At 51.6% G+C, this 24,436-nt stretch carries 22 protein-coding genes, 2 pseudogenes and 1 riboswitch; of the genes and pseudogenes, 20 read left to right on the forward strand and 4 right to left on the reverse strand.

What is annotated here, in order from left to right:
* The 6 genes from HY272_04525 to HY272_04550 all read left to right on the forward strand — a co-directional run.
* Positions 1-2,043, forward strand: a 2,043-nt coding sequence (locus HY272_04525; protein MBI3771948.1) for a PAS domain S-box protein, incomplete at its 5' end; no start/stop codon positions are given.
* Positions 2,044-2,778: 735 nt separating this feature from the next.
* On the forward strand, positions 2,779-3,939 hold the full coding sequence (locus HY272_04530; protein ID MBI3771949.1) for a fructose 1,6-bisphosphatase: 1,161 nt from the start codon (positions 2,779-2,781) through the stop codon (positions 3,937-3,939).
* A 50-nt stretch (positions 3,940-3,989) separates the two neighbouring features.
* Positions 3,990-5,858, forward strand: coding sequence for a molecular chaperone DnaK (gene dnaK, locus HY272_04535; protein ID MBI3771950.1), 1,869 nt, complete (start codon positions 3,990-3,992; stop codon positions 5,856-5,858).
* Positions 5,859-5,878: 20 nt separating this feature from the next.
* Positions 5,879-6,991, forward strand: a complete 1,113-nt coding sequence (gene dnaJ / locus HY272_04540; protein ID MBI3771951.1) for a molecular chaperone DnaJ — start codon at positions 5,879-5,881, stop codon at positions 6,989-6,991.
* 3 nt (positions 6,992-6,994) lie between these two features.
* Positions 6,995-7,420 (forward strand): archease, encoded by a 426-nt coding sequence (locus HY272_04545; protein MBI3771952.1) that lies wholly within the window; start codon positions 6,995-6,997, stop codon positions 7,418-7,420.
* 291 nt (positions 7,421-7,711) lie between these two features.
* Entirely contained in the window at positions 7,712-9,142 is a 1,431-nt protein-coding gene (locus tag HY272_04550; GenBank protein MBI3771953.1) for an RtcB family protein, read from the forward strand.
* Positions 9,143-9,242: 100 nt separating this feature from the next.
* On the opposite strand, the gene HY272_04555 is transcribed toward HY272_04550, so the two are convergent.
* Positions 9,243-9,671: a rhodanese-like domain-containing protein gene (locus tag HY272_04555; protein ID MBI3771954.1), complete on the reverse strand. Its 429-nt coding sequence runs from the start codon at positions 9,669-9,671 to the stop codon at positions 9,243-9,245.
* 350 nt (positions 9,672-10,021) lie between these two features.
* Between HY272_04555 and HY272_04560 the strand changes: the two genes are divergently transcribed.
* Entirely contained in the window at positions 10,022-10,945 is a 924-nt protein-coding gene (locus HY272_04560) for a histone deacetylase family protein (protein MBI3771955.1), read from the forward strand.
* 12 nt (positions 10,946-10,957) lie between these two features.
* On the opposite strand, the gene HY272_04565 is transcribed toward HY272_04560, so the two are convergent.
* Entirely contained in the window at positions 10,958-11,263 is a 306-nt protein-coding gene (locus tag HY272_04565; protein MBI3771956.1) for an antibiotic biosynthesis monooxygenase, read from the reverse strand.
* A 97-nt stretch (positions 11,264-11,360) separates the two neighbouring features.
* On the opposite strand from HY272_04565, the gene HY272_04570 reads away from it, so the two are divergent.
* From HY272_04570 to HY272_04590, 5 genes are all read left to right on the forward strand, one after another.
* Entirely contained in the window at positions 11,361-12,734 is a 1,374-nt protein-coding gene (locus HY272_04570) for an alpha/beta fold hydrolase (protein ID MBI3771957.1), read from the forward strand.
* A gap of 109 nt (positions 12,735-12,843) precedes the next feature.
* Positions 12,844-13,158: a hypothetical protein gene (locus tag HY272_04575; protein ID MBI3771958.1), complete on the forward strand. Its 315-nt coding sequence runs from the start codon at positions 12,844-12,846 to the stop codon at positions 13,156-13,158.
* An 87-nt stretch (positions 13,159-13,245) separates the two neighbouring features.
* Positions 13,246-13,713: a YbhB/YbcL family Raf kinase inhibitor-like protein gene (locus HY272_04580; GenBank protein MBI3771959.1), complete on the forward strand. Its 468-nt coding sequence runs from the start codon at positions 13,246-13,248 to the stop codon at positions 13,711-13,713.
* A gap of 21 nt (positions 13,714-13,734) precedes the next feature.
* Complete coding sequence (locus HY272_04585) at positions 13,735-14,520, forward strand: ABC transporter ATP-binding protein (GenBank protein ID MBI3771960.1); 786 nt, start codon at positions 13,735-13,737, stop codon at positions 14,518-14,520.
* Positions 14,513-15,316, forward strand: a complete 804-nt coding sequence (locus HY272_04590) for an ABC transporter permease (protein ID MBI3771961.1) — start codon at positions 14,513-14,515, stop codon at positions 15,314-15,316. Before HY272_04585 ends, HY272_04590 begins: the two co-directional genes overlap by 8 nt.
* A gap of 65 nt (positions 15,317-15,381) precedes the next feature.
* Here HY272_04590 and HY272_04595 read toward each other — a convergent pair whose 3' ends face one another.
* On the reverse strand, positions 15,382-16,032 hold the full coding sequence (locus tag HY272_04595) for a DUF2845 domain-containing protein (GenBank protein MBI3771962.1): 651 nt from the start codon (positions 16,030-16,032) through the stop codon (positions 15,382-15,384).
* A 75-nt stretch (positions 16,033-16,107) separates the two neighbouring features.
* Here HY272_04595 and polX point away from each other — a divergent pair.
* From polX to HY272_04635, 8 genes and pseudogenes are all read left to right on the forward strand, one after another.
* Positions 16,108-17,833 (forward strand): annotated as a pseudogene (gene polX / locus HY272_04600) (DNA polymerase/3'-5' exonuclease PolX).
* A gap of 217 nt (positions 17,834-18,050) precedes the next feature.
* Positions 18,051-18,449, forward strand: coding sequence for a DUF2384 domain-containing protein (locus HY272_04605; protein ID MBI3771963.1), 399 nt, complete (start codon positions 18,051-18,053; stop codon positions 18,447-18,449).
* Complete coding sequence (locus HY272_04610) at positions 18,446-19,126, forward strand: RES family NAD+ phosphorylase (protein ID MBI3771964.1); 681 nt, start codon at positions 18,446-18,448, stop codon at positions 19,124-19,126. Before HY272_04605 ends, HY272_04610 begins: the two co-directional genes overlap by 4 nt.
* Before the next feature lie 51 nt (positions 19,127-19,177).
* The gene (locus HY272_04615; GenBank protein MBI3771965.1) at positions 19,178-19,804 is read left to right on the forward strand and encodes a nucleotidyltransferase domain-containing protein; all 627 of its coding nucleotides are present in this window, start codon (positions 19,178-19,180) and stop codon (positions 19,802-19,804) included.
* Entirely contained in the window at positions 19,797-20,231 is a 435-nt protein-coding gene (locus HY272_04620; protein MBI3771966.1) for a hypothetical protein, read from the forward strand. The genes HY272_04615 and HY272_04620 overlap by 8 nt, the downstream gene beginning before the upstream one ends.
* A 223-nt stretch (positions 20,232-20,454) precedes the next feature.
* Positions 20,455-21,363 carry a restriction endonuclease gene (locus tag HY272_04625; GenBank protein ID MBI3771967.1) on the forward strand — a complete coding sequence of 303 codons (909 nt, stop codon included), beginning with the start codon at positions 20,455-20,457 and terminating at the stop codon, positions 21,361-21,363.
* A 226-nt stretch (positions 21,364-21,589) separates the two neighbouring features.
* Positions 21,590-22,342, forward strand: coding sequence for a hypothetical protein (locus HY272_04630; GenBank protein ID MBI3771968.1), 753 nt, complete (start codon positions 21,590-21,592; stop codon positions 22,340-22,342).
* Positions 22,327-22,794: pseudogene (locus HY272_04635) on the forward strand (pyridoxamine 5'-phosphate oxidase family protein). The gene HY272_04630 and the pseudogene HY272_04635 overlap by 16 nt, the downstream one beginning before the upstream one ends.
* A 619-nt stretch (positions 22,795-23,413) precedes the next feature.
* On the opposite strand, the gene HY272_04640 reads toward HY272_04635, so the two are convergent.
* Positions 23,414-24,184, reverse strand: coding sequence for a response regulator (locus HY272_04640; GenBank protein ID MBI3771969.1), 771 nt, complete (start codon positions 24,182-24,184; stop codon positions 23,414-23,416).
* A 132-nt stretch (positions 24,185-24,316) separates the two neighbouring features.
* A riboswitch (cyclic di-GMP riboswitch) is annotated at positions 24,317-24,406 on the reverse strand.
* Positions 24,407-24,436 lie beyond the last annotated feature (30 nt).

Raw genomic sequence — 24,436 nt, forward strand, 5'->3', positions numbered from 1 at the left:
AACTATCTCACTACCGGCATCAAAAAAGTCATTGGCATCGGCCGTGAAGTCACGGGCAAACGCAAGGACGGCTCTACCTTTCCCATGGAGCTGGCGGTCAGTGAAATGGAAGTGGCTGGCGAACGCATGTTTACCGGGATCATACGTGACATCACCGAGCGCAAGCGGTCAGAAGAGATGTTGTTGAATATTACCGCGTTACGCCAGGCTCTTTTGGATAGCGCCAACTTCACCATTATCTCGACTGATTCCAATGGCACTATTCAGAGTTTTAATCGCTGCGCTGAACGCATGCTGGGTTATTCGGCTGAAGAGATGGTGGGTCGATGTTCACCAGCAATTATTCATGATATTGACGAGATTGTTATACGAGCTAAAGAACTTTCTGTTGAACTGGGTAGAACCATCGAGCCAGGATTCGAGGCCTTCGTGACTAAGGCACGCTTAGGCATACCTGATGAGAGAGAGTGGACCTATATTCGCAAGGATAGATCACGCTTTCCCGTATTGCTGTCTATCACTGCGGTCTGGGGGGCGGAAGGAAATATTATCGGTTTTCTTGGTGTAGGGAGTGACATCACAGAACGTAAGAAAACAGAACGGATACAAAGTGAATTTATCTCTACTGTTAGTCATGAATTGCGCACACCCCTGACTTCAATAAAAGGGGCTTTGGGGCTCGTGTTAGGTATGTTTGCCGCGCAGTTACCAGAAAAAGCATTGCATATGCTGGAGATGGCTGAGCGCAACAGTGAACGGTTGACCCTGTTGATCAATGATATTCTTGACCTGGAAAAAATTGAGGCAGGTCGTCTCGCGTTTGATTTCAAAATGGTAGATCTGGTCGCCTTGGCCAGACGTGCGTTGGAAGACAATGAAGGTTTCGCTCGCAAACACCAGGTGCGGCTCATACTCGATCATGACATCACATTTACACCAATATGGGCTGACGAATATAGACTATTACAAGTATTTGCTAATCTAATTTCGAACGCAGTGAAATATTCCTCTCAGAACGGTGAAGTTGTTGTTTCAGTATTTGCGTATGCCGATGGTTTTCGGGTGGAAGTGAAGGATCGTGGGCCAGGAATACCAGAGGTGTTTCGCAGCCGGATCTTCCAGCGCTTTGCCCAGGCCGATAGCTCTGATACCCGGGAAAAAGGCGGTACTGGCCTCGGCTTGAGTATTACTAAAGCTATTATCGAGCGCCATGAAGGCAAGATTGACTACACGACCGCAGTTGGCGTGGGCACTGTTTTCTTTTTTGATCTTCCGGCTTTGCGTGACGTGGTAGAAACAATAGAGAAAGGCTCCACTGAAGGACGTGCGCTAATTTGCGAAGACAGCCCGGATGTGGCTCATATTCTAGCCGACATGGTGCAACAAGAAGGCGTGGTCTGTGATATCGCCGCCTCTGCTGCCGGTGCAAGATCATTACTGGCCAAACATGCCTATCGCTTGATGCTACTTGACCTGACTCTGCCTGATGCCGATGGTCTGGTATTTTTACAGGAATTGCGTGCAAATGTGACTACCGCAAAACTGCCGGTTATTGTGGTCTCAGGTCGTGCTCAAGAGGGACGTGTCGCCTTCAGCGGCGATGCGCTTACCGTAGTAGATTGGATTCAGAAACCAATAGGGAAGCAACGCCTGGCGCAGGCGCTGCAGGATGCACTGAGTCGTACCAAGCGGCCACATATCCTGCACGTAGAAGATGACTCCGACATTGTGCAAATCGTCCAAGTGCTGCTTGATGGCGTGGCTGATATGACATATGTGAATAGCTTGCAGAATGCGCGCCAACAATTGGCTGATCAAAATTTTGATTTGGTCATCCTTGACTTGGCCCTCGTGGACGGCTCAGGACTTGAACTGCTGGCCGAGCTGAAGGGGCGTTGTCCAGTATTGATCTTCTCGGCGCAGATACCTGATCGTAATATCACCGATCAGGTGGCAGCAGCCCTGATCAAATCCATGACCAGCAATGCACAGTTGTTGGGTACTATCAGAAGGATTTTGAACGTGGAGGACACAAAACCATGAGCCAGCTATTACAAGTGCTCTATTGAGGGTGAGCCGGATATCCGTGCCGGACAGAGTTTGCCCATCGAGGATGAGGGCCTCGAGTGGGTGTCCTGCTCATCGCCAGTACTACTGATTGTAACGATACCCCGGAACACCTATTGCGGACCACCGATCAAGCGCTATACCTCGCAAAACAGACCGGTCGTGACCGGATATGTGCCGAGAGAAGATTCTCTCCATATTGACAGGTGTCTGTCACAAATAAAATCCTTCCTCGTAGAAAAACATCAGAAATATCATATGATTTGGGGACAGATAAGCCGGTAGTCACATCTTTCCGGGATAATCGCAGCGGTGATCTACTTGCCTGCATTAAAATTGAGCTGGTGACAATCATTTAAAAATACCGCCTATGTTTTATTTGGCTAACCTGCTGAAACGGCGATACATATTTCCTCAGAACTGACATTTATATTTACGCGATTGCGCGGATTAAAGATGTCTTTGGAGAAGGTTGGGGACAAAAATGCCACTCTGTAAATCTTATTGAAATTGATAGGAATTATATCGGTCAGATGTATCACAAGTAATCTCTTTAGACTTCTGGCAAAAAGGTAGATATCTCGTGAGTCGAATTGGGACGCCGATGCTAAAACATCGTCTATCATTAAAGAAATTGACGAAGAAAGGGCTGACCAAGACTTGGCTTGGAGCAATGAAAGAAGATATGGAATAAGAATAGAGGGTCTCGCCATGAAATTAACGCTAAGTGTTATCAAAGCAGATATCGGTTCCATCGGGGGACATATTTGTCCGTCGCAGCTGCTGCTGGAATCAGTTCGCAATCACATCTACAAACACGGCACAAAATTGCTGCTGGATAGTTATATCAGTTCGACCGGGGATGATATCGCCATCGTCACGAGTCATGAACGTGGCGTTGGCGATGAAGCTATCCATAAACTTGCCTGGGATGCCTTTATTGCCGGAACGGAGGTGGCGAAACAACAGGGACTCTATGGCGCCGGGCAGGATCTTCTGAAAGACGCCTTTTCCGGTAATGTGCGAGGCATGGGTCCGGCCGTAGCCGAGATGGAATTCGAGGAGCGCCCCAACGAACCTTTCCTGTTTTTTGCAGCGGACAAGACCGATCCCGGTGCCTTTAATCTGCCGCTCTATCTCGGATTTGCCGATCCGATGAATACACCGGGATTGATGTTGGCCCCAGGCATGGCCAAAGGTTTTAAATTTATAATCATGGATGTCAATTGTACCGAGGGTGATCGCATAATCGAATTGAATGCCACTGAAGGGCTCTATGATATCGCCGCGCTGTTACGCGATACCGAGCGTTATGTGGTCGAGTCTATCTACTCGCGCGACACCGGTGAACAGGCGGTGTCTGTATCAACTTCGCGGTTGCATAATATCGCTGGCAAATACACCGGCAAGGATGATCCTGTGATGTTGATGCGCGTGCAGAAAAATTTTCCTGCCACTGGTGAGGTGTTAGCGCCGTATGCGATTGGTCACTTGGTGGCCGGCTGTATGCGTGGGTCACATCAGATGCCCTTGATGCCAGTGCGACTCAATACTGGTATTAGTTACTTTGATGGCCCACCAGTGGTCACCTGCGCCGCCTTTGCTATGCATCATGGCAAGTTTACCGAAGCGGTTGATGCCTTTGCCCATCCATTCTGGGATCTGGTTCGTAACCGTACGGCAGACAAAGCACTGGAAATGCGGCGCCAAGGATTTTTTGGTGCTGCGATGCTGCCCATGTCGGAACTGGAATACACCGGCATCATGGATAAGCTGGGTGTGCTCGATAAGCGCTTTAATTTGCGTAGTGCTGAGAGGCAGGCAGGGATGAAGAAAACCACTGTCCGTGAAGAAACAGAAACGTTAGTCTAAATTGAATAATGTTGGCCATAAAACAGTGCACAACAGCGTGAGGTGGGGAAATGGCAATCATTGGCATCGACCTGGGCACATCCAATTCGGCGGCGGCAGTATTGCGTGGTGGCCGCCCCGTTATTATTCCGAGCGCGGAGGGGATCAGCCTTGGTGGCAAGGCCTTTCCCAGTTATGTAGCGATCACTGCCGATGGCCAAACCCTGGTGGGTGAGTCGGCGCGGCGTCAGGCAGCCGCCAACCCAGAAGGGACGGTAACGGCTTTTAAGCGCAAAATGGGCAGGCGTGACAAGATTCGCCTGCGTGACCGCGAGTTTTCACCCGAGCAACTGTCTGCTTTTTTGCTTCAAAAAATAAAACGTGACGCCGAAGCCTATCTCGGCGAGCCGGTGGTAAAGGCGGTTGTCACCGTCCCAGCCTATTTTGACGATAATCAACGTAATGCAACCAAGGATGCGTGTCGCATCGCCGGCCTCGATGTCGCACGTTTGGTCAATGAACCGACTGCGGCATCGTTGGCTTATGGTCTTGATCGGCTTGGCGAAGAGTTGCGCATTGTGGTCATCGACTTTGGCGGCGGCACGCTTGATGTCACGATTATGGAATTTGGTAAGGGTGTGTTCGAGGTGAAGGCCACCAGCGGTGATACTCAATTGGGTGGCACCGATATGAACGAAAATATTTTTGACTACCTCGTCAAGCGCTTCAAAGAACAGACCGGCATCGATATCCGTGGCGATCACAAGGCGGAAGCACGTTTGCTTGAGGCGGCGGAGATCGCCAAAATCGAGCTTTCCACGAGCACCACAACCCATATCAGCCTTCCTTATCTGACGGCCAAAAGCGGAGAGCCACAACATCTGGATATTGATCTGACGCGCACGGATATGGAGCGTGTCATTCGTTCGGTGATCGAACGTTGCCGGGGGCCGATAGAGCAGGCGCTGAGTGATGCCGGTGTCACACCGAAGGAGATAGATCGCATTGTCTTTGTCGGCGGGCCGACACGGATGCCTGCCGTCCGTGCTTTTTTCGAAGAGATGTTCGAGCGCAAGGCAGAGTCCGGCATCGATCCCATGGAATGCGTTGCCCAAGGCGCGGCGATTCAGGCGGGTGTACTCAGTGGCGAGGTTGGTAATATTGTTTTAGTGGATGTAACACCACTTACTTTGGGTGTTGAGACGTTGGGCGGTGTTGCGACATCGTTGATCGCACGCAACACGCCGATTCCCGTGAAACATTCGGAAATCTTTACCACCGCCGCCGATATGCAGCCCAGTGTCACGGTGCATGTTTATCAAGGTGAACGACCCATGGCGGCCGACAATACCAGCCTGGGCGAATTTAATCTTGATGGACTTGTCCCCGCACCACGTGGCGTACCCAAGATTGAGGTGACCTTTGATATCGACTCTAACGGCATCCTCAATGTCACTGCGAAAGATCAAGCTACAGGAAAATCGCAATCGATTGCTATTACTGGCTCAACCAGGCTCAGTGAAGATGAAAAACAACACATGATCAAAGAATCAGAAAAATATGCCGAGCAAGATAAACAGCGGCGTAAAAAGGCCGACAAATTGAATGCGGCAGATGCAGTATGCTATCAGGCAGAAAAGCTGCTGGCGGATTTCAGTAACAAATTGGCGGAAGAAATGCGCAAGCGGATTGAAGATAGTCTGCGTCAAACGCGAGAAGCACATGTGAAACAGGATGCGGCGCTTGCCACAGAGCGTGCCGAACAACTCAAAAAGGTATTGAAAGAAGCCGGTGTCGCGATTTATGCGCAAACTCCGCAAGCCGGAGTTTATAAGGAGACACGTGCCTCACAGGGCACAGGTTCTGGTGGTCAGGCGCGGCCGTCGGGTTCCGGTTCACGCGGCCGTGTAGTCGATGCAGATTACAAAGAAACCGTCTAACCAACCTTAAACAGTGATGTATGGAGAGCGCGCAACGCGATTATTACGAGGTGCTCGGCGTATCACGCGACGCCGATGCCAAGGCCATTAAGGAGGCGTTTCGTACACTCGCGTTAAAGTATCATCCTGACCGCAATAAATCGCCAGATGCGGAGGAGCGCTTTAAAGAAATCGCCGCCGCCTATGCCATCTTGTCGGATCCAAAAAAGAGGGCCGATTATGATGCGCAGGGTTTTGCCGGCGTTGCCGGATTTACGCCTGAAGACCTGTTTGGTGGCATCGACTTCGGCGACATCTTTGGCGATCTCGGTTTTGGCTTTGATTTCGGAGGCGGATTATTCGATCGGCTGTTTCGCCGCGCCAGGGCGGCGCCTAGCCGCGGACAAGATGTAGAAGTACTTTTGAACGTTCCTTTGCAACGTGTTCTTCATGGCGGTGAAGAAACGGTTCGCATCAGTCGCCCTGTGATTTGCGCGACATGCCATGGTACAGGGGCCAGGGTAGGTACTGCACCGAGAACATGTAGCGAATGCAACGGCACGGGGCGCAAGGTCATCGCTCACCAAGAAAAAGGAGGCATTCACTTCCAACAAATCTCGACCTGTTCAGTCTGCGGCGGTGTAGGTACCATCATCGACAAACCATGCAAGGATTGCGAAGGACGCGGCGAAGTTGATCGAGTAGAAACGCTGAAGGTCAATATTCCGATAGGGATCGAGGAAGGAACCGCGTTACGAATTTCAGGCCATGGGCTTCCATCACATGAAGCCAACGCACCTCCTGGTGATCTTTTTGTTGTGGTTCGCACCGCGCCGGATCCGCGCTTTGAACGAGTGGATGCCGATCTCTGGCGTAGCGAAACCATTGAACTTGTCGATGCGGTGCTTGGCGCCCAACTTAGCGTGCCTACGTTGGAAGGAAATATCGAGGTGACAATTCCGGCGGGCACGCAATCAGATTCGATTTTGCGGCTGAGGGGCAAGGGGCTGCCCTCATTTGGGAGTGTTCACCGAGGTGATCTCCACTTACGCATCGTAGTTCACATCCCGGAACATCTTTCTACCAAGGAGCGAAAACTCTATGAACAACTTCGCGCTATGGCTAAAGAGGATCGAAGACAGAGAATGATATAAACGATGATGAACACTCCCTATTGGGAACATTTTTCTCACGAAGCCGATATCGGCATTCGTGGCGTAGCGGATTCCTTGACCGCTGCTTTTGAACAGGCCGCTTTGGCGATGACGGCCGTGATTACCGAAATAAATGCGGTGGCATGTCAGGAACGGGTGGACATTGAGTGTGAGGCGCCGGATGCAGAACTGTTATTCGCCGATTGGATCAATGCCTTGATCTACGAAATGGCGCTACGCAAGATGCTGTTTGCCCGGTTCGAAGTTGTATTGACGGGAACCCATCTGCGCGCCAAGGCCTGGGGCGAACCCGTGGATGTCAGCAGACACAAGCCTGCTGTCGAAATCAAAGGTGCTACCTATACTGAACTAAAGGTATACCAGCAGGAGCATGGTCTCTGGATCGCCCAGTGTGTCGTGGATGTGTGATGCTTAGGGCCTGTTAACACTAATTAAGCCGCAGCGTTGCTGCCCCAAAAGGCGCCAGGCAAGGCGCGAGGAGAGAAGTTTGGTTACTCCAAATGAACGACGAGCAACGCGGCATGGCGCCTTTTGGGGCGCAACCCCGAGGGACGTAGGCGCTTTTTCCGCGAGACAAGGCGCACCGAGTGTAGTGTACTTGATGTACATAAGCGAAGGTGCAACGCCGTATCGCGGAAAAAGCGCCTACGTCGCTGCGGCTTAATTAGTGTTAACAGGCCCTAACGCAAGGATCGCAACATGGATATCGCCCGCTTTATAAGACATTCGGCCTATGAATGGGAGATCCCGCCCTCCGGAAACATGCGAGTGCCGGCCATCATTTATGCCAGCGAAGCATTGATTCGCGACATGGACGACAAGGTGGCAGAGCAGGTCAGCAACGTTGCTATGTTACCCGGTATTATCAAGGCTGCTTATGCCATGCCTGATGCTCATTGGGGCTACGGTTTTCCCATCGGCGGCGTGGCTGCCTTCGACCCGGATGAGGGTGGAATAGTTTCTGCGGGTGGAGTCGGATTCGACATCTCCTGCGGTGTGCGCACCTTGCGCACTGGCTTGAAACGTCACCATATCGAAGCGGTAAAACGAGAGTTGGCGGAATATCTCTATGTCACCATCCCCGCCGGCGTCGGCAGCACTGGCCGCCTGCACCTGAATAGCAACGAAATGGATGCCATGTTGCGCGGTGGTGCGCAATGGGCACTGAAACATGGTTATGGTCGCGCCGAAGATCTGGATCGCATCGAAGAACACGGCTGCATGGAAGGTGCCGATCCAGCCCAAGTCTCGGCCCACGCCAAAAAACGGCAACAGGATGAGATGGGCACGCTCGGTTCTGGTAATCATTATCTGGAGATTCAAGAAGTAAAGGTAGTTTATAACGCACAGATTGCCGCCGCCTTTGGCATTGCCGAAGGCGATATTGTGGTCAGCATTCACTGTGGTTCGCGCGGTCTCGGGCATCAGATCGGTACCGAGTTCCTCAAAGAAATGGTGATCACCGCAAGTGACCACGGCATAACGCTGCCGGATCGTGAACTGGCCTGCGCACCGATCAACTCACCACTGGGACGGAAGTATCTCGGTGCCATGCGGGCCGCGATCAATTGCGCCTTGGCCAACCGTCAGATTCTCACCCATCTCACCCGTAAAGCTTTTGCTCAGTTGTTACCCGAGTCCAGCATGGATCTTTTATATGACGTTTCCCACAACACCTGCAAAGTTGAAGAGCACGTCATTGATGGCCGACGGCGCAAAGTCTATGTTCATCGCAAAGGGGCGACCCGAGCCTTTGGCCCTGGCCATCCCGATATCCCCGTGACACTTCGCGCGGTAGGACAACCCGTGCTGATTGGCGGCTCGATGGGTACTGCATCCTACATCCTCGCCGGTGCCAAGGATAATGAACAACGCTCTTTCAGTTCTGCCTGTCACGGTGCCGGCCGCGCCATGAGCCGTCATGCCGCCACTAAACAATGGCGCGGTAGAGAGGTCATTGATGAACTGGCCAATCGTGGCATCATCATCCGCAGCACAAGTTATCGCGGCGTGGCTGAAGAAGCCCCCGGTGCCTACAAAGATGTTTCTGCTGTAGTTGAGGCAGCGGACCAGGCCGGTCTTGCCAATAAAGTGGCTAGGCTTGAACCACTGATATGTATCAAGGGGTAAATGTGAGAATTATTGCTTTAACAAATAATGAATACCTCTTGTTCATGTTAGTGCGTCCACGGATGCGGGCGTCGACCGTGCTCTAGCCATGCCCCAATACTTAAGGCATAACTGGATTAACGGCCTTATCAGCAGGTAATCCCAGTGTGCGCCATACCTTCATATCACCCTCCAGATGCAATATCTTGGTAAAGCCTGCTTGTTTGAGAATATCCATGGCGATTCCGGCACGGCGCCCGCTTTCACAATAAACAATAATTTCTTTGTCCATGTTATCGCGTATTTCATCAATGCGTTTTTCCAATTCGGTGTGCGGGATATTGATGGCCTTGGGTACGTGGCCAGTGACATATTCATCGGGTCTTCTTACGTCCAATACCATCGGTGCAGTGTTCGTTTCCATGAGCTTTAGCAACTGCTGCGAGGTGATTTCAGTAGCGTGAGCACTGGTACCGAATAGTAATTGCAGTAAAAAGGCAAAGCCAATGATAAAGGGAGTGATGGAGAATGCCCGAGTTGATGTGACCATAAATCCTCCGTAGAAATCGAAGTTAAATGGCCACCGGTAAAGCCGGTGGCTTATTGGGTGAGCGCCTCAAAGGTGCGTTAACACCGTGAGCCATCTAAAGATGGCCAGTAACACAACTCTTTATCCCCTCCTCATGGCCATAAGGAGGGGTGCGGCGGGGTGGTGTGCGTGACGAACCACACACCATTAAATCTTTCATCAACCACCACCTCGTCCTGAGGTAGTGTTGCCCCATAAGCAGTCCTGTTTTGAAATTGCCGGCATCTGCCACATAATCACGTGTTGTGACAGACTGCGTGCCGTTGCTTTGTTATAGTTTAGATTGTGCTGAATAAAAACAGGAGCACGCCATGCAAACCGCCTTCATCACCCATCCCGCCTGCCGTAAGCATGATATGGGCAGTCACCATCCGGAATGTCCGACGCGGCTGATGGCCATCGAAGATCGATTGATCGCCAGCGGCCTGTATCCCATGTTACAGCATCATGAATCACCTCGCGCCAGCCGCGAGCAGTTATTGCGTGTCCATAGTCTGCACTATGTCGAAGCGATTGAAGCGGCCGCACCCAGCAAAGGGCTGATCCAGCTCGACCCGGATACGGCGATGAATCCATTCACCCTGGAGGCGGCCCTGCATGCGGCGGGCGCAGTGGTATTAGGCACGGATCTGGTGATGGCGGGGCAAGCTGAAAATGCCTTCTGCAATATCCGGCCACCTGGACACCACGCCACCCGCGATCATGCCATGGGGTTTTGCGTATTCAATAATGTGGCAGTGGGCGTGGCACATGCCTTGGCGGTTCATGGACTGGAACGAGTGGCGATCGCCGATTTCGATGTTCATCACGGCAATGGTACTGAAGATATTTTTGCGGAGGATGACCGAGTGATGTTGTGTTCCACCTTTCAGCATCCGTTTTATCCTCATTGTGGTGCAGACAGCGGTAGCGATCACATCATCAACGTACCGTTGCCCGCGGGCACAAACGGTGTAGATTTCCGGGCCGCGGTGCGTAAATACTGGTTACCCGCGTTGGAAAAATTTCAACCGCAAATACTATTCATCTCCGCAGGATTCGATGCCCACCGCGAAGAAACCATCGCCAGCCTGGCGTTGATCGAAGCCGATTATGTCTGGGTCACAGAGGAACTCAAAACTGTGGCGCAAAAGTGGTGCAAAGGTCGCATCATTTCAGTGCTGGAGGGCGGATATGCATTGAGCGCGCTGGGGCGTAGCGCAACAGCGCACATTAAGGCGTTGAGCGGCTTATAATCCCCAAATCCTTCAGGCAACCGCCTCAAATCCTTCAAACTGTGGCGGGCCGAGATAAATGTTTTTCCTGGCGCCACCGGCATTGGCATGCGCCTTGCGGAAGGCCTCTGAACGGGTCCAATTTTCAAAATCCTGCTGGCTTTCCCAGATCGAATGAGAGGCGAACAATGTATATTCGTCCATGGTTGGACCTTTGAGCAAGTTGAATGATTTAAATCCGGGCACGGTATCCAGATAGGTATCTCGACTCTTCCAGATGTTAATAAAATCCTGTTCACAGCCAAGGGCAATTTTGAAACGGTTCATGGCGATATACATGGGTTGCCTCGTGTGGTGAGATAAAAGGTCAGCTATCATTCATCATATGACAACTTTAAAATATTGAACTCTCTGAGTTAAGACAACAGGATACATCATGATCAGACAATTTTTCAGAATTACCGCAGCGGCCTTTTTGATCCTCAGCCTAGCTGGCTGCGCGCCGTTCACGCAATACCGTACTGATTACAATGTGTGTTTCAGTGCTGCCATTCCACCCCCGGCACCCTGTGAAAACCACGCCTTACAGCAAATCACCACTCCTGAAGGCGCAAGCTACCTGCTGGGGTTCATCGAATTCGACGACCAGGGCCAATTGTGGGATCGCAAGCAGATGCGAGCCGTAGTGGACAAACTATCCACAGAGGCTGCCACGAAAGACCTGCTGATGGTCGTGTTTGTGCATGGCTGGAAACATAACGCAGCCCCATACGACGGCAATGTCGAAACCTTCCGCAACGTGCTGGCGCAAGTAAGCGCAGCGGAAGCGGCATTCGCTCAGAAGACTGGCGCCCCGGCGCGGCAAGTGGCCGGTGTTTATCTTGGCTGGCGCGGCAGTTCCATCACGCTGCCCTGGATCGAGAACATCACCTTCTGGGATCGTAAAAACACCGCCCTGAAAGTCGGTTACGTCGGCGTTACAGAAGTGCTCAGCCGTCTCGATCTCATCAAGCGTGACAAGGATGGCATCCAGGGCGGCAGCAGCGGCACGCGCCTGGTGGTTGTCGGCCACAGTTTCGGCGGCGCTGTCGTTAATTCCGCGCTGGCACAGATCCTCGAAAATGGTTTTGTGAACACCGTCGGCCCGGCCACCGTGCAGGGCAATGTCGCAGGTTTCGGCAATCTCGTGGTGCTGATTAACCCAGCTTTTGAAGGTTTGCAGTTTGCGCCATTAAGCGACATGTCCGCCGAACGCGGTACTTACTTTGATACCCAACTCCCAGTCATGGCGATATTGACATCGGAGCACGACTACGCCACACGCTATGCCTTCCCGGCAGGGCGCTGGTTTTCCACCTTCTTTGAAAAGGACCGTGACATCACACGTTGGAATGCCGCCATCAAACAAAACGAAACCTTAGATGAAGGCGAGGCCAACACCACCGCTGTGGGTCATTTTAAACCGTACCGCACTCACACACTTTATCCTGCTGACGACAGAACGCGGGAGCAGGTGATGGCATCGGGCGTTGACGGCGGCATCGCGAAGACCATCGAAGCCGGAGCCGCTTGGCAGCATGATACGCCCGGCAGCAAAATCGTGTTCGATGACCTGATTCTGGAACGCACCCCCAACTCAGCGGGACGCAATCCCTTTCTCGTCACCTATGTCGATAAGAGTCTGATTCAGGATCACAACGACATCGACGATCCGCGAATCATCAATTTCATCAAGCAATTGATTCTGATTTCAACGCAGAGTCCTCAGATGACAGAGATGATGCGCCAGGTGAAAGTACCGGCGCCATAGCCAGGGGCCTCAAAAAACATTGTACATGCCCACATTGACTAAAAGCCATTTATTGCCTTTACTGTTTATTGCAGGTCCACTTCGTCACGATCACAGGGAGAGTAACGTCATGAAGACACGGCATCTGGTTTTTGGCATCATAATTTCAGTGCTAGCTATAGGGACTAGCGTCGCTCAGACGAACACCTTTAGCAATACCAACACCAATACGAACACTTTTAACAACAATCAGAGTTTTGCCGGCGGTTCGTTCAGCTTTTCGAACGGCAATATGAGAATCTCGCAAAATACGTCAGGGAGCACATTTTGCCAATTCTTTAGCTTTACTTTTGGGTTAACGCAAATTATCCAAACTATCCAGGGTAATTCGATGAATCAAACCTTTGGCGCAATTACCGATCCGGTGACTGATCCCTGCCTGTAATACGGTGTGTAAAAGAAGCCATTTAACCGGCATCGCTGCTGCATTAATGTTATGCAGTAGCGATGTTTTTGCAACCAGTTGAGAAAGATGCAAATTAAATCAACCGCGTTTAACGGCCAAGGCATGATTCCAGCCAAATACACCTGCGATGGGGAAGATGCGTCACCTCCGTTGGTTTGGTCAGAGATTCCTCCACAAACCAAGAGTCTGGTATTGATCGTCGATGATCCGGATGCCCCCGATCCGGCGGCTCCGCGGCGGACGTGGGTACATTGGGTTCTTTACGATATACCTCCGGCGTCGTCCGGCTTGGCAGAAGGCGCCGCCGACCGGTTGCCGCCAGGTATTCGTGAGGGCATGAATGACTTCCATAGTACGGGCTATAGCGGTCCATCTCCGCCAATAGGTAAACATCGCTACTTTTTCAAACTCTATGCCTTGGACAAAACGCTGGGGATTATAGCTAATGCAAACAAAGCCAGCATTGAGAAGGCGATGCAAGGCCACATTCTGATGAAATGCGAATTGGTGGGGTTGTATCAAAAACATCGATAGTGCAGCTAACTGAGGTTTTGAATGTCGACCGCTATTGCCAGCGCGCATCGATCAAGCGCCATTTTGTCGGTTACTGATTTGTGTAAAGCATACCGCCACAAACCCGTCGTTAATAATGTTTCCTTTAACGTTGGCCATAACGAAATTGTAGGACTCGTGGGTCCTAATGGGGCTGGCAAAACCACCATCATCAACATGGCACTGGGTGTGCTGGAACCAACGTCCGGAACTATCTTGATTGAGGGGATGGATATCACGGCGCATCGCTCGCAAGCACTGGCATGCACAAATTTCGCAGCTGTTTATGCCCCGCTGCCCGGCAACTTGACTGTCTATCAGAATCTTCGCGTTTTCGGCATGATCTACGGCGTAAAGCAACTGCCGGAGCGGATAGATACGCTGCTCAATCAGTTCGAGCTTGAACGTTTTAGAAATGTTAAATGCGGTATATTATCTTCCGGTGAACAAACGCGCGTCGGTTTGGCCAAGGCAATGCTCAACCGGCCACGCTTATTGTTTCTGGACGAACCAACGGCCTCGCTCGATCCTGCCGCGGCCCATGATATACGCGAAAGAATCCATGACGTGGCCATGCAAGATTCAGGCGGTATTCTGTGGACCTCGCACAACATGTACGAGGTTGAACATGTGTGTGATCGTGTGCTGTTTCTATCCCAGGGAAAAATCCTGCTTCAGGGGAATCCGAAAACCCTGCCACGCGAACATGGCAAGGAAAGTTTGGAAGAACTTTTTGTCGCGGTGGCGCGAGAACCGCTCACAATTGGGCTAGGTAACGCCAATGAATAGTTCCCGTATTGCTGCCGTCGTCCTGCGCCAGATCTACCTGATACGAGGCAGCTTTTCACGAATGTTCCCATTATTTGCCTGGGTGGCGATTGATATGGTGCTGTGGGGGTTCATCACGCGCTATCTCAACAGCGTGACCTCGTCTGGCATCAACTTTGTGCCACTATTCTTGGGTGCAGTTTTGTTATGGGACTTTTTGATCCGCGTCATGCAAGGCGTGACCATGGCCTTCTTTGAAGATGTCTGGTCTCGTAATTTTCTCAATATGTTCGCCACACCGCTATCAGTCTCGGAGTATTTAAGCGGATTAGTTATCGCCAGTATCGCCACCAGCTCGATCGGTCTGGTCGTAATGCTTAGCTTAACTACGACAATCTTCGGCCTCTCTTATTTTTCTTTTGGCTTGATGATTATTCCGTTTTTATTGATCCTGTTTCTGTGCGGTATCGCACTGGGTATCGTGAGCAGTGCTGTAGTTCTCAGGTTTGGCCCCGCGTCCGAATGGTTTATTTGGCCGCTGCCTGCCTTGATTTCACCATTTGCCGGTGTATTTTATCCACTGGAAACACTTCCGCACTGGATGCGAATGGTCGCTGTGTTATTGCCACCCTCATATGTGTTTGAGGGGATGCGTGCCATCGTCAGCCAGGGAACTTTTTCTGCCCCCATGTTATTGTGGGGGACTGGTCTGACAATCCTCTATGTGCTGTTGGCGTGCTGGTTCTTTTCACATACGTATCGTCACGCAGTCCGCACCGGACTGCTGGCGCGCTATAGCGCGGAGACGGTAAGTTAGAGCACTCCCTCTCCCTCAGGGAGAGGGCTGGGGTGAGGGGATAAAAGCGAAACCTAGGCTGAAATTCACTTAAACCCTTTCTCACCCGTTTTTATTTCCACAAGCTCGCCGTTACGAAATGTAAGAATCCGTATGAAGTGAGTCGGACCAAGATTAAACGTCCATTTATCAACAGTGACTGTTACTTGTCGTCTACCCCCGGGTATTTTAGTTGTAACAGTTTCATAACGCTGCTCTTTCAAGTCGGGCTCGCCACATTTTGCTCCCAGTTCGATCATGGTGATCCCCAAAGACAAAACGTCGAAATTGCAGTGTTGCATTCCCGGCACCACAGTAAAACCACGGCTGCCGTTCTCAATGCTGAATACTTCGCCATCCTTGAAAGTGATAATACGGAGAAATTGGGCAGGGCCAAAATTATAAATCCAGCGCTCATTAATGCGGCTGACACGACGTTCAAAATCAGTATCGGGAAAATCAACAATCTCCTCCGGCCAGCGGTCAATTAAAGCCGGCTCGCCGCATTTATCGAGCACCGACAGCTTTGAGTCTCCCTCACTTACTAGTTCATTGCCGCAACGGAAGGCAACCGCGTTCTGGCTCGCCACAATGCAAAGACAACCGGTGAAAACTGCCAATAACCATCGACATCGTGACATAAAACCATTCACTCCTTGGTAACCTAGACTGGTCAATTTATCAATAATTGTAATCACAATTATTGCGTATTTGCTAATCCATCAACTAGATTAATGAGTGAGAAGGAAAGGGAATTCAGCGAGGCAATCACCATGCCCATCCACAATGCCGATATTGCAGCGATTTTTGATGAAATTGCCGACTTGCTGGAGATCGAAGAGGCCAACCCATTTCGTATCCGCGCCTACCGCAACGCCTCGCGCACCTTGCAGGGGTTAGGGGAGGAGGCGAAGACCATGGTGGAACGGGGAGAAGATTTGACCGAGTTGCCGGGTATCGGCAAGGATCTGGCGGCCAAGATCGAAAGAGATCGTCGAAACCGGCCATTGCCTGGCGCTGGAAAAACTGCAAAAGGCATCAGCGCCCGGATTAACAGAGCTGTTGAAAATCCCCGGCCTCGGCCCCAAGCGCGTCCACGCCCTCTATCATGAACTCGATATCCATACCGCCGAACAACTGTTTCGCGCTGCGCATGACGGGCGCCTGCGTCAGCTTCCCGGCTTCGGTGAAAAAACTGAAAGTCGTATCCTCGAAGCAATGGAAACCCACGTGCAGCAAACCACCCGCATCAAGCGGGCGTTGGCCGCGCAATATGCGCAGCCGCTACTGGAATATCTACAAAAAGCAAAAGGCGTCAAACACGTGATCGCAGCCGGCAGTTATCGGCGCTGTAAAGAAACCGTCGGTGACCTGGATATCCTCGTCACCGCCGCGCATAGCCGCTCCGTGATGGAGCATTTCGTCGCCTATGACGAAGTCACCAATGTGCTCGCGAAAGGTGAAACACGTGCCACTGTGATTTTGCGCGGCGGCTTGCAGGTGGATGTGCGTGTCGTGCCGGACGCGAGTTATGGCGCCGCACTGCATTACTTCACCGGTTCCAAAGCGCACAACATCGCCATTCGTCGCCGTGGCCAGGCGCGTGGCCTCAAAATCAACGAATACGGCATTTTCAAGAATGACAAGCAAATTGCAGGAGCAACAGAGGAATCGGTGTTTAAAGCAGTAGGCCTACCATGGATTGCACCGGAGCTGCGTGAAAATCACGGCGAGATTGAAGCCGCAGAGGCGGGCACATTACCGAAATTAGTTGAACTTGAAGACCTTAAAGGTGATCTCCATGCCCATACCCAAGCCACCGACGGCCACAACAGCCTCAGTGAAATGGCAGCCGCCGCCAAGGCACGCGGTTGGACTTATTTGGCGATCACCGAACACTCGCGCCGCCTCACCGTCGCCCACGGTCTCGACGAAAAGCGGCTGTTGCAGCAAATCGACGCCATCGATCAACTGAACGAAACGCTGCACGGCATCACGTTACTCAAAGGTATCGAAGTGGATATCCTCGAAGACGGTAGCCTCGATCTGCCCGAGCACGTGCTCGCCAAACTTGATCTCGTCATCGGCGCCGTCCACAGCAAGTTCAATCTTAGCCGTGAAAAACAGACAGAACGCATCCTCAAAGCCATGGATCAGCCGCACTTCACCATCCTCGCCCATCCCAGCGGGCGATTGCTGCAAGAACGTGAGCCCTACGACGTGGACATGCCTCGCATCATTCGCCAGGCACACCAGCGTGGTTGTTTTCTCGAAATCAACGCCCAACCCGAACGCCTCGATCTGATCGACACCTATTGTCAAATGGCAAAGGAAGAGGGCGTATTGCTGTGTATCAACTCTGACGCTCATTCAACGCGCGATTTTGACAACCTCATTCACGGCATCGGCCAAGCCCGCCGGGGTTGGGTGGAGAAGAAAGATGTCCTCAATACACGGTCGTTATCTCAACTGCGCACATTGTTGAAACGAACTATGTAGCGCTCGGCCGGCTTTCTGAGAAAGGGGGAAAACAACAAAATCATTACATATTACTTTAAATACCGCGTGCAACTAACATTAATAACAGAGCTTAATATTATGTTTATAATATACTTATTGTTAATGTGAGATAACTGTGGTTATTCAATAAAGCCTCTTGCCTTATTTTCTATATAGAGTATTATTTATTTAACTCTCTATATAGGAGTACTGGCCGATGACTACCCGCCAAGCCTCGCCCGCCAATGTATCCCCCGAACAAATGGCCACTGCCGGCCTCCAGGCCTTTTTCGCCATTAGCGAACAGTGGCAACTCTCCGCCCGTGACGAACGAACCCTCCTTGGTAACCCACCCGAGTCCACCTTTTATAAGTGGAAGTCAGAACGGGCCGCGCGATCACTCTCACATGACACCCTGGAGCGCATCAGCTACATCCTCGGCATCTATAAAGCGCTGCATATCCTGCTGCCACCCAGCGCCGCCAATGAATGGGTGCACAAATCCAACACCGCGCCGTTGTTCGGCGGCAAAACCGCCTTGTCACGACTCACCGCCGGCAATGTCGCTGATCTCATCGACGTCCGCCGCTATCTCGACGCCCAGCGCGGCGCATGACAAACACCACGCCACCCATCGCTGAAGTGGAGGGCACACGCCACTACCGAATCATTCCCTCCGCTTATCCACCGGTAAATTTCTTCGAACGTCTCGTCGATCCATCACTGTGGGAAGCATTGTTTGCCTTGGAATCACTCACCAACGATCGCCTGCGCGACGAAGTCGGCGATATCAGTCGGGTGCCCGCGGAAGATCGCGTCACCGGCACCGGCGCCACCGTCGTCATGGCCGCATTTACTCATGTCGGGCTCCCATCGCGATTTTCTCCCGGCGATTATGGTGTCTATTACGCCGGGCTCGACCTTGATACCGCCATCGCCGAATCCAAACATAGCCGCGCTCGCTGGCTCAGCTACACCCATGAAGGGCCACTGGAAATCGACCTGCGCGTTTATCTCGGTGAAGTCGCAAAACCGCTGCATGATATCCGCGCAGGTTTTGACCACTACCACCAACCCGATAACTGGCTGCCATCCCAAGCCTTCGGTGGCTCACTGCGAGAAACGCGTTCCTGGGGAATCCTCTACCGCTCCGTGCGTCATCCAGGCGGAGAGTGTATCGCTGCCTTGCGACCACCGGCGATTACACTGCCACGGCAAACCAAGCATTTGTCTTATGTTTGGGATGGGGAGGTGATTTGTGGGGTGTATGAAAAGAAGTTGATATCGACGTGAACAAACCTACTCATCTTGAACATTCCCAAAATGGGCATTAATATGCCCAATATGGGCACAAAAGCTAAAACCCGGGGTTCCAAAATCCTGAAACGCACCAGTCTGGCAGACGCTCTTTTTTCGACTATTCGGCAGCGTGTGCTGGGCTATTTGTTCGGCCAGCCGGAGCGCAGCTTCTTCGCTACCGAGCTAATCGGGCTAGCCGGTGGCGGCTCTGGTGCTGTTCAGCGCGAACTGGCACGGCTAGCTGACAGTGGCTTGGTAACAGTCACGCGCGTGGGAACGCAGAAGCACTATCAGGCCAATCCAAATTCACCCATCTATGCCGAACTTTGCGCCATCGCGCAGAAGACCGTGGGATTGGCCGAACCGTTGCGGGAAGCGCTGGCGCCGCTGGCGGACCGCATCACGGCAGCCTTCGTGTTCGGGTCCGTGGCTAAGCGCAGCGATACTGCATCCAGTGACATCGATGTGCTCGTACTCTCCAACAGTGTGGACTATGCAGATGTGTTTACAGTGTTACAGTCGGCGGAAACGAAACTCGGGCGCACTGTAAATCCGACGGTCTATACCCCAGCAAATTGGCGAAAGAAGCGGAAAGACGGCAATTCCTTTGTTGTAAAGGTAGCCGCTCAACCTAAGGTGTTCCTCATCGGCACGGAAGAAGATCTTGGCTGAGAAATCCAAAGAACTCGGGAATCTTGCCCGAATCGGCAAACTGGTTGCAGAACCGGGCGCACCCACGGAGATCAAAGGATTAGTCACCTCCGGGAGTGAACGGCTGAAAGATGCACGCAACACAAATCTTGCCCTATCGAGCCGATTCGATCTTGCCTACAACGCGGCTCACGCATTTTCGCTAGCGGCATTGCGCTGGCACGGCTATCGCTCGGACAGCCGCTACCTCGTGTTTCAGGCGTTACCGCATACACTTGGACTGCCCGCCGCCGTTTGGCGTGTGCTCGCCAAAGCGCACGAGATACGTAATATCGCCGAATATGAAGGGCATTTTGATGCTGATGAAACGATGTTGAAAAATCTCATTGATGCAGCCGATGCGGTGCGGGCTGCGGTTATAGCGCTGCCCCCCTTGTCGAAAAAGTAAACCATTCTGTGTCCCATCCAGACGGGGGAGTGCATCGCTGCCTTAAGACCGCCTGCGGTCATGCTGACAGGATTTATCAAAAGAATTTGTAACCGCGTGAAATAAGTGGTAGAAAATGGATAAAACGAAAAGGTGGCCGTGTTGTTTTGCGGTTGTTAGGTCGGATATTAGTAGTTAGGCACAGGCAGAATGCAAAGCCGCTGACGTTCTTGTGGAGAGCTACGTGTCAGAAGCGACAGACCAGAAATCACCTGAGTGGGAGCAGCTTGAACATCTCGTGGCAGCGATCCAAAAGCAATTGGCACCAGGGGCTATTGTCAGACATAACGTAAAGCTGCCAGGACTTCAAAGCGAAACAGAACGCCAGATAGATGTCCTGGTTGAGCAAAATGTAGGCCAATACATGATGCGCATAGTGATTGATTGTAAGGACTACGCATCACCTGTCGATGTAAAGGGAGTTGAGGAATTTTACGGGTTAGTGCAGGATGTTGGCGCGCATAAAGGAGCGCTTGTTTGCCCAAATGGTTTCACAAAATCTGCTAAGAAACGTGCAAAGAAACTTCAGATTGAATTGTATAGCCCTATTGATACCGATCCACATAAATGGACGGCCACTGTCGCTGCGCCAGTTCTCTGTGACTTCAGAACCACTTACATGTCATTCGGAATTAGCGTTTCGGCGCCTAAACCTTTTTCGATGCCTATTGACTTCTATACTTTGCCTGTTTACGACAAGGATGGTGAGCCAATTGGCAAGATTATCGAAACGGCTCGGATAAACTGGGACCTTGGAAAGTACCCAACTGATCCGGGCGAGCACCATGATCTACCCATCTTCTTTGACCAATCAACCCTTATGGATAATGGTCGCCACGACTTGGTCGAGGTCAAATTAACAGTCAGTCTATTTGTAAAAAGGCAGCTCTATTTGGGTAAGCTCCCGATTGAAAAAATTAGAGGACTTAAGGATGAACAAACAGGTGCAGTTGTGACCAATGCATTTACTACGGGCGCACTAGATTCAGTGGTTGTACAAAATGAATGGGATAAAATCAAAAAAGGACAGCCATTACCGTTTCAGCCATTGTTAGTGGTTATCGGTCTTGATTGTTATGGTTACGGCGCCTAATAATCGCGTCAACGCTGACGGCATAAAGCGGCATTCGCTGACACTCATATTATTTGATCCACCAGTTATTACGCAAAACGTTTGACTGATGTTGGTGACAATCTCATTCCTCTATACAAAGACTATGACAATTCAACTTTTCTCAAAATCGATAAGAACCATTGTCACAACTTGCCTAGCTCTTATGTTGTGCTGGCAACCCGCGTTCGCAGCCCCGGGCCAGGTAATGCTTCATGGTCCATCGGAAGATGTATACCGCCGGGCACAAAGCGGGCATTGGTTTGCAGAGGCCGCCAAATTGAATCCCGATGTTCTGCCAACATCGGATGGCCAGAGTTTTGTTGTGGCGTGGAAAGCGCCCGGAACAAATCCGAAGCGCTGGATTGTTTCGCTTCATGGAACCCGTGGCTTTGCCACGGATGATCTTGCCATCTGGTACCCGACATTGAAAGATCGCGATGTTGGGTTACTCAGTGTGCAGTGGTGGATCGGTGCCGACGATACACCGCGATCATATTACGCACCCTTGCAAATCTACCGGGAAATTGACATTGCGCTCCAGAAACTCGGCGTGCAACCGGGGATGGCCATGTTGCACGGGTTCAGTCGCGGGTCTGCCAATTCTTACGCCGTCGCCGCGATCGATGCTGGCCGAGGCCAGCACTATTTTTCGCTCATTGTCGCCAGTTCCGGAGGCGTCGCCACCGACTTTCCACCAACGCGGGCAATTCTCACGGGGGCCTTTGGTGATCATCCGCTACGTGGCACTCGTTGGATAACTGCCGCTGGCGGACGCGATCCGAACCCCGATCGAGACGGCATCTCAGCCATGAGGCGAACGGCTGATTGGCTAGTGGAGCAGGGCGCCACCGTGATTGAACGCATCGAAGACCCCGCACAAGGGCACGGCGCGCTACAACTAAATGCAGCAAATGCTCGGCACGTGCTCGACGTATTTCTGAAGCAGACAGCCGGGTGAATGTCTCACCAAAAGGGATGGATTCGCTGCGGGTGTTGGGTAACAACCGCGTGGCGTGGTTGAATGTTACCGGCAGCGGCAATGAAACGTCGGCGCACGTCCAGCAACATCCGCGCATGACGCTCATGTTCTGTGCATTTGAGGGCGATCCGCTGATTCTCCGGTTATATGGTACGGCCAGGGTTATCCATAAGAATGATCCCGAGTGGGATGGACTGTTCCCACAATTTGTGCCGTTACCCGGCGCCAGACAGATTTTTGATCTCTCAATCGATCTGGTGCAAACCTCCTGTGGCATGGGAGTGCCGTATTATTCCTATGAAGGTGATCGTGATTTGCTCAATGACTGGGCGAAGAAAAAAGGGGCCGAGGGTTTGAAAAAATACTGGGAAGATAAGAATCAACTTAGCCTTGATCAGATTCCCACGAATATCATGGAGAAGAATACCTAACGGCTTGTTGAAAAACTTCTCCCTCTCCCCCCGGAGGGTTGCGAGCGCATGGATGCGCGAGGTAGGGCAACACGGAGCAGTTGCCGAGGGTGTGAGGGGATTGGTATGAAATATCGCCTTGTGTTTGATCCCCTCATCCTAACCTTCTCCCGAAGGGAGAAGGAACATAAGACATTTTTCATAGGCTCCTAAGGCTTCATTGTTGAATAGAAGATGGAAATTTAATGACAACACCCGCCACGACATTACGCCGTGATCTTCACCTCAATCCGAACCAGGCTTTCTTGGCTTTGAATCCGCGCGTTTGTACGCGAGAGTGAGAAGTGGGAAATCAGCAGCCTCGAAGTGACACCCCCTGGCACTTGCAAGCTTCGGTTGCATGCTGTCCGCTTGTGACCAGGGAAGTTCCAGCGGTCGTATGGTCGTATGCTGGCTGGCAGCACGATGATGACGCAACTTCCAACCAGCTACCAGGAATGACCAAAGGTCGTCCTGAAGCATGCGGGGTGAGAGACGACAGTGGACATCCGCTGGGGATGCTGCATTTTCGCCTGCCGGAGGCTTATACGCGATTTAACATAATATATATTATGCGAAGTACTCAAGGCTGATTAATTTTTCACTGACGGCACGGCCTCTGGATCATTGCCTCTGGATCATTCATTTGCAAATATTGGCGAAACAACCTTCTCATGCCGTCATCTATCCTGCCGAACTCGAATGCAATCAGCACTTTCTTATCTTCTTTTGGTTCTGTGCGTTCCCCCTCAATACGTATTATTTGGGCATACAGCTTGAGCGTCTCACCCGTTGCGGGGCGCAACACCAATGTAGCGATATCGTAGACATAACCAACGCCTTGTGCGGGGACTCGCGAACGCAGTAAAACTCCAGAATCGGAAATATTCACAATTTCAGCCGCATAAGTTAGCTGAGTGTCTGTAAACCCCAGATCTACCTCGCATCCGATAAAGGGAAGAATACGTTTAGCGCAACGTCGCTCAACAACCCCCACCGCCGCCAGCGCCAGCACCATTAATCGCTCCGGATCAAATGGTTTGGTCAGTACTGCCGTGGCACCTACTGAGTCTGCCACTGAACGCGCCTTTTGCTCGTTTTCGGCGGTTAACAAAAAAATCGGGGCTCCGGCCAGTCTGGGACGCAATTGAAGGCTCTTGAGAAACTCCGCCAACGGCATGCCTGGCATGTTCCAGTCACTGACGATGAATTGCAAATTGCCGTCATGTTGTTGCAATAACCGTAAAGCGTGATCGGGGCTTTCGGCTTCAACTATTTCGCCCACACGTCCATCTTGACGCAAGATTGAAGCCACATACTGACGCATGGAAACAGAATCATCGATGACTAAAGCAAAATTGTTGTTACCCATGATACACCTCGCCGCATTGCACAATTTGCAGATACCGAAGACCGGCACTTTGTAGTACCGGGATTCCTGATCTATTATTTGCCGAAGGCGAGACGAAAACGCACAGCCGTCCCATAGGAGGATGAATCCTGTTTCGGCGGTCCCGCTGTCATAGGGCTTGTCGCCCCTTAGACCGGTAACTTTGCGCCCCTACACTTTCGCATCGGGTTGCCTTTTACAAAACAGACTCTTAAGTTGGAGTCAGTTCACATT

This window comes from Gammaproteobacteria bacterium (assembly GCA_016200485.1).
Classification (GTDB): Bacteria; Pseudomonadota; Gammaproteobacteria; order Tenderiales; family Tenderiaceae; genus JACQEP01.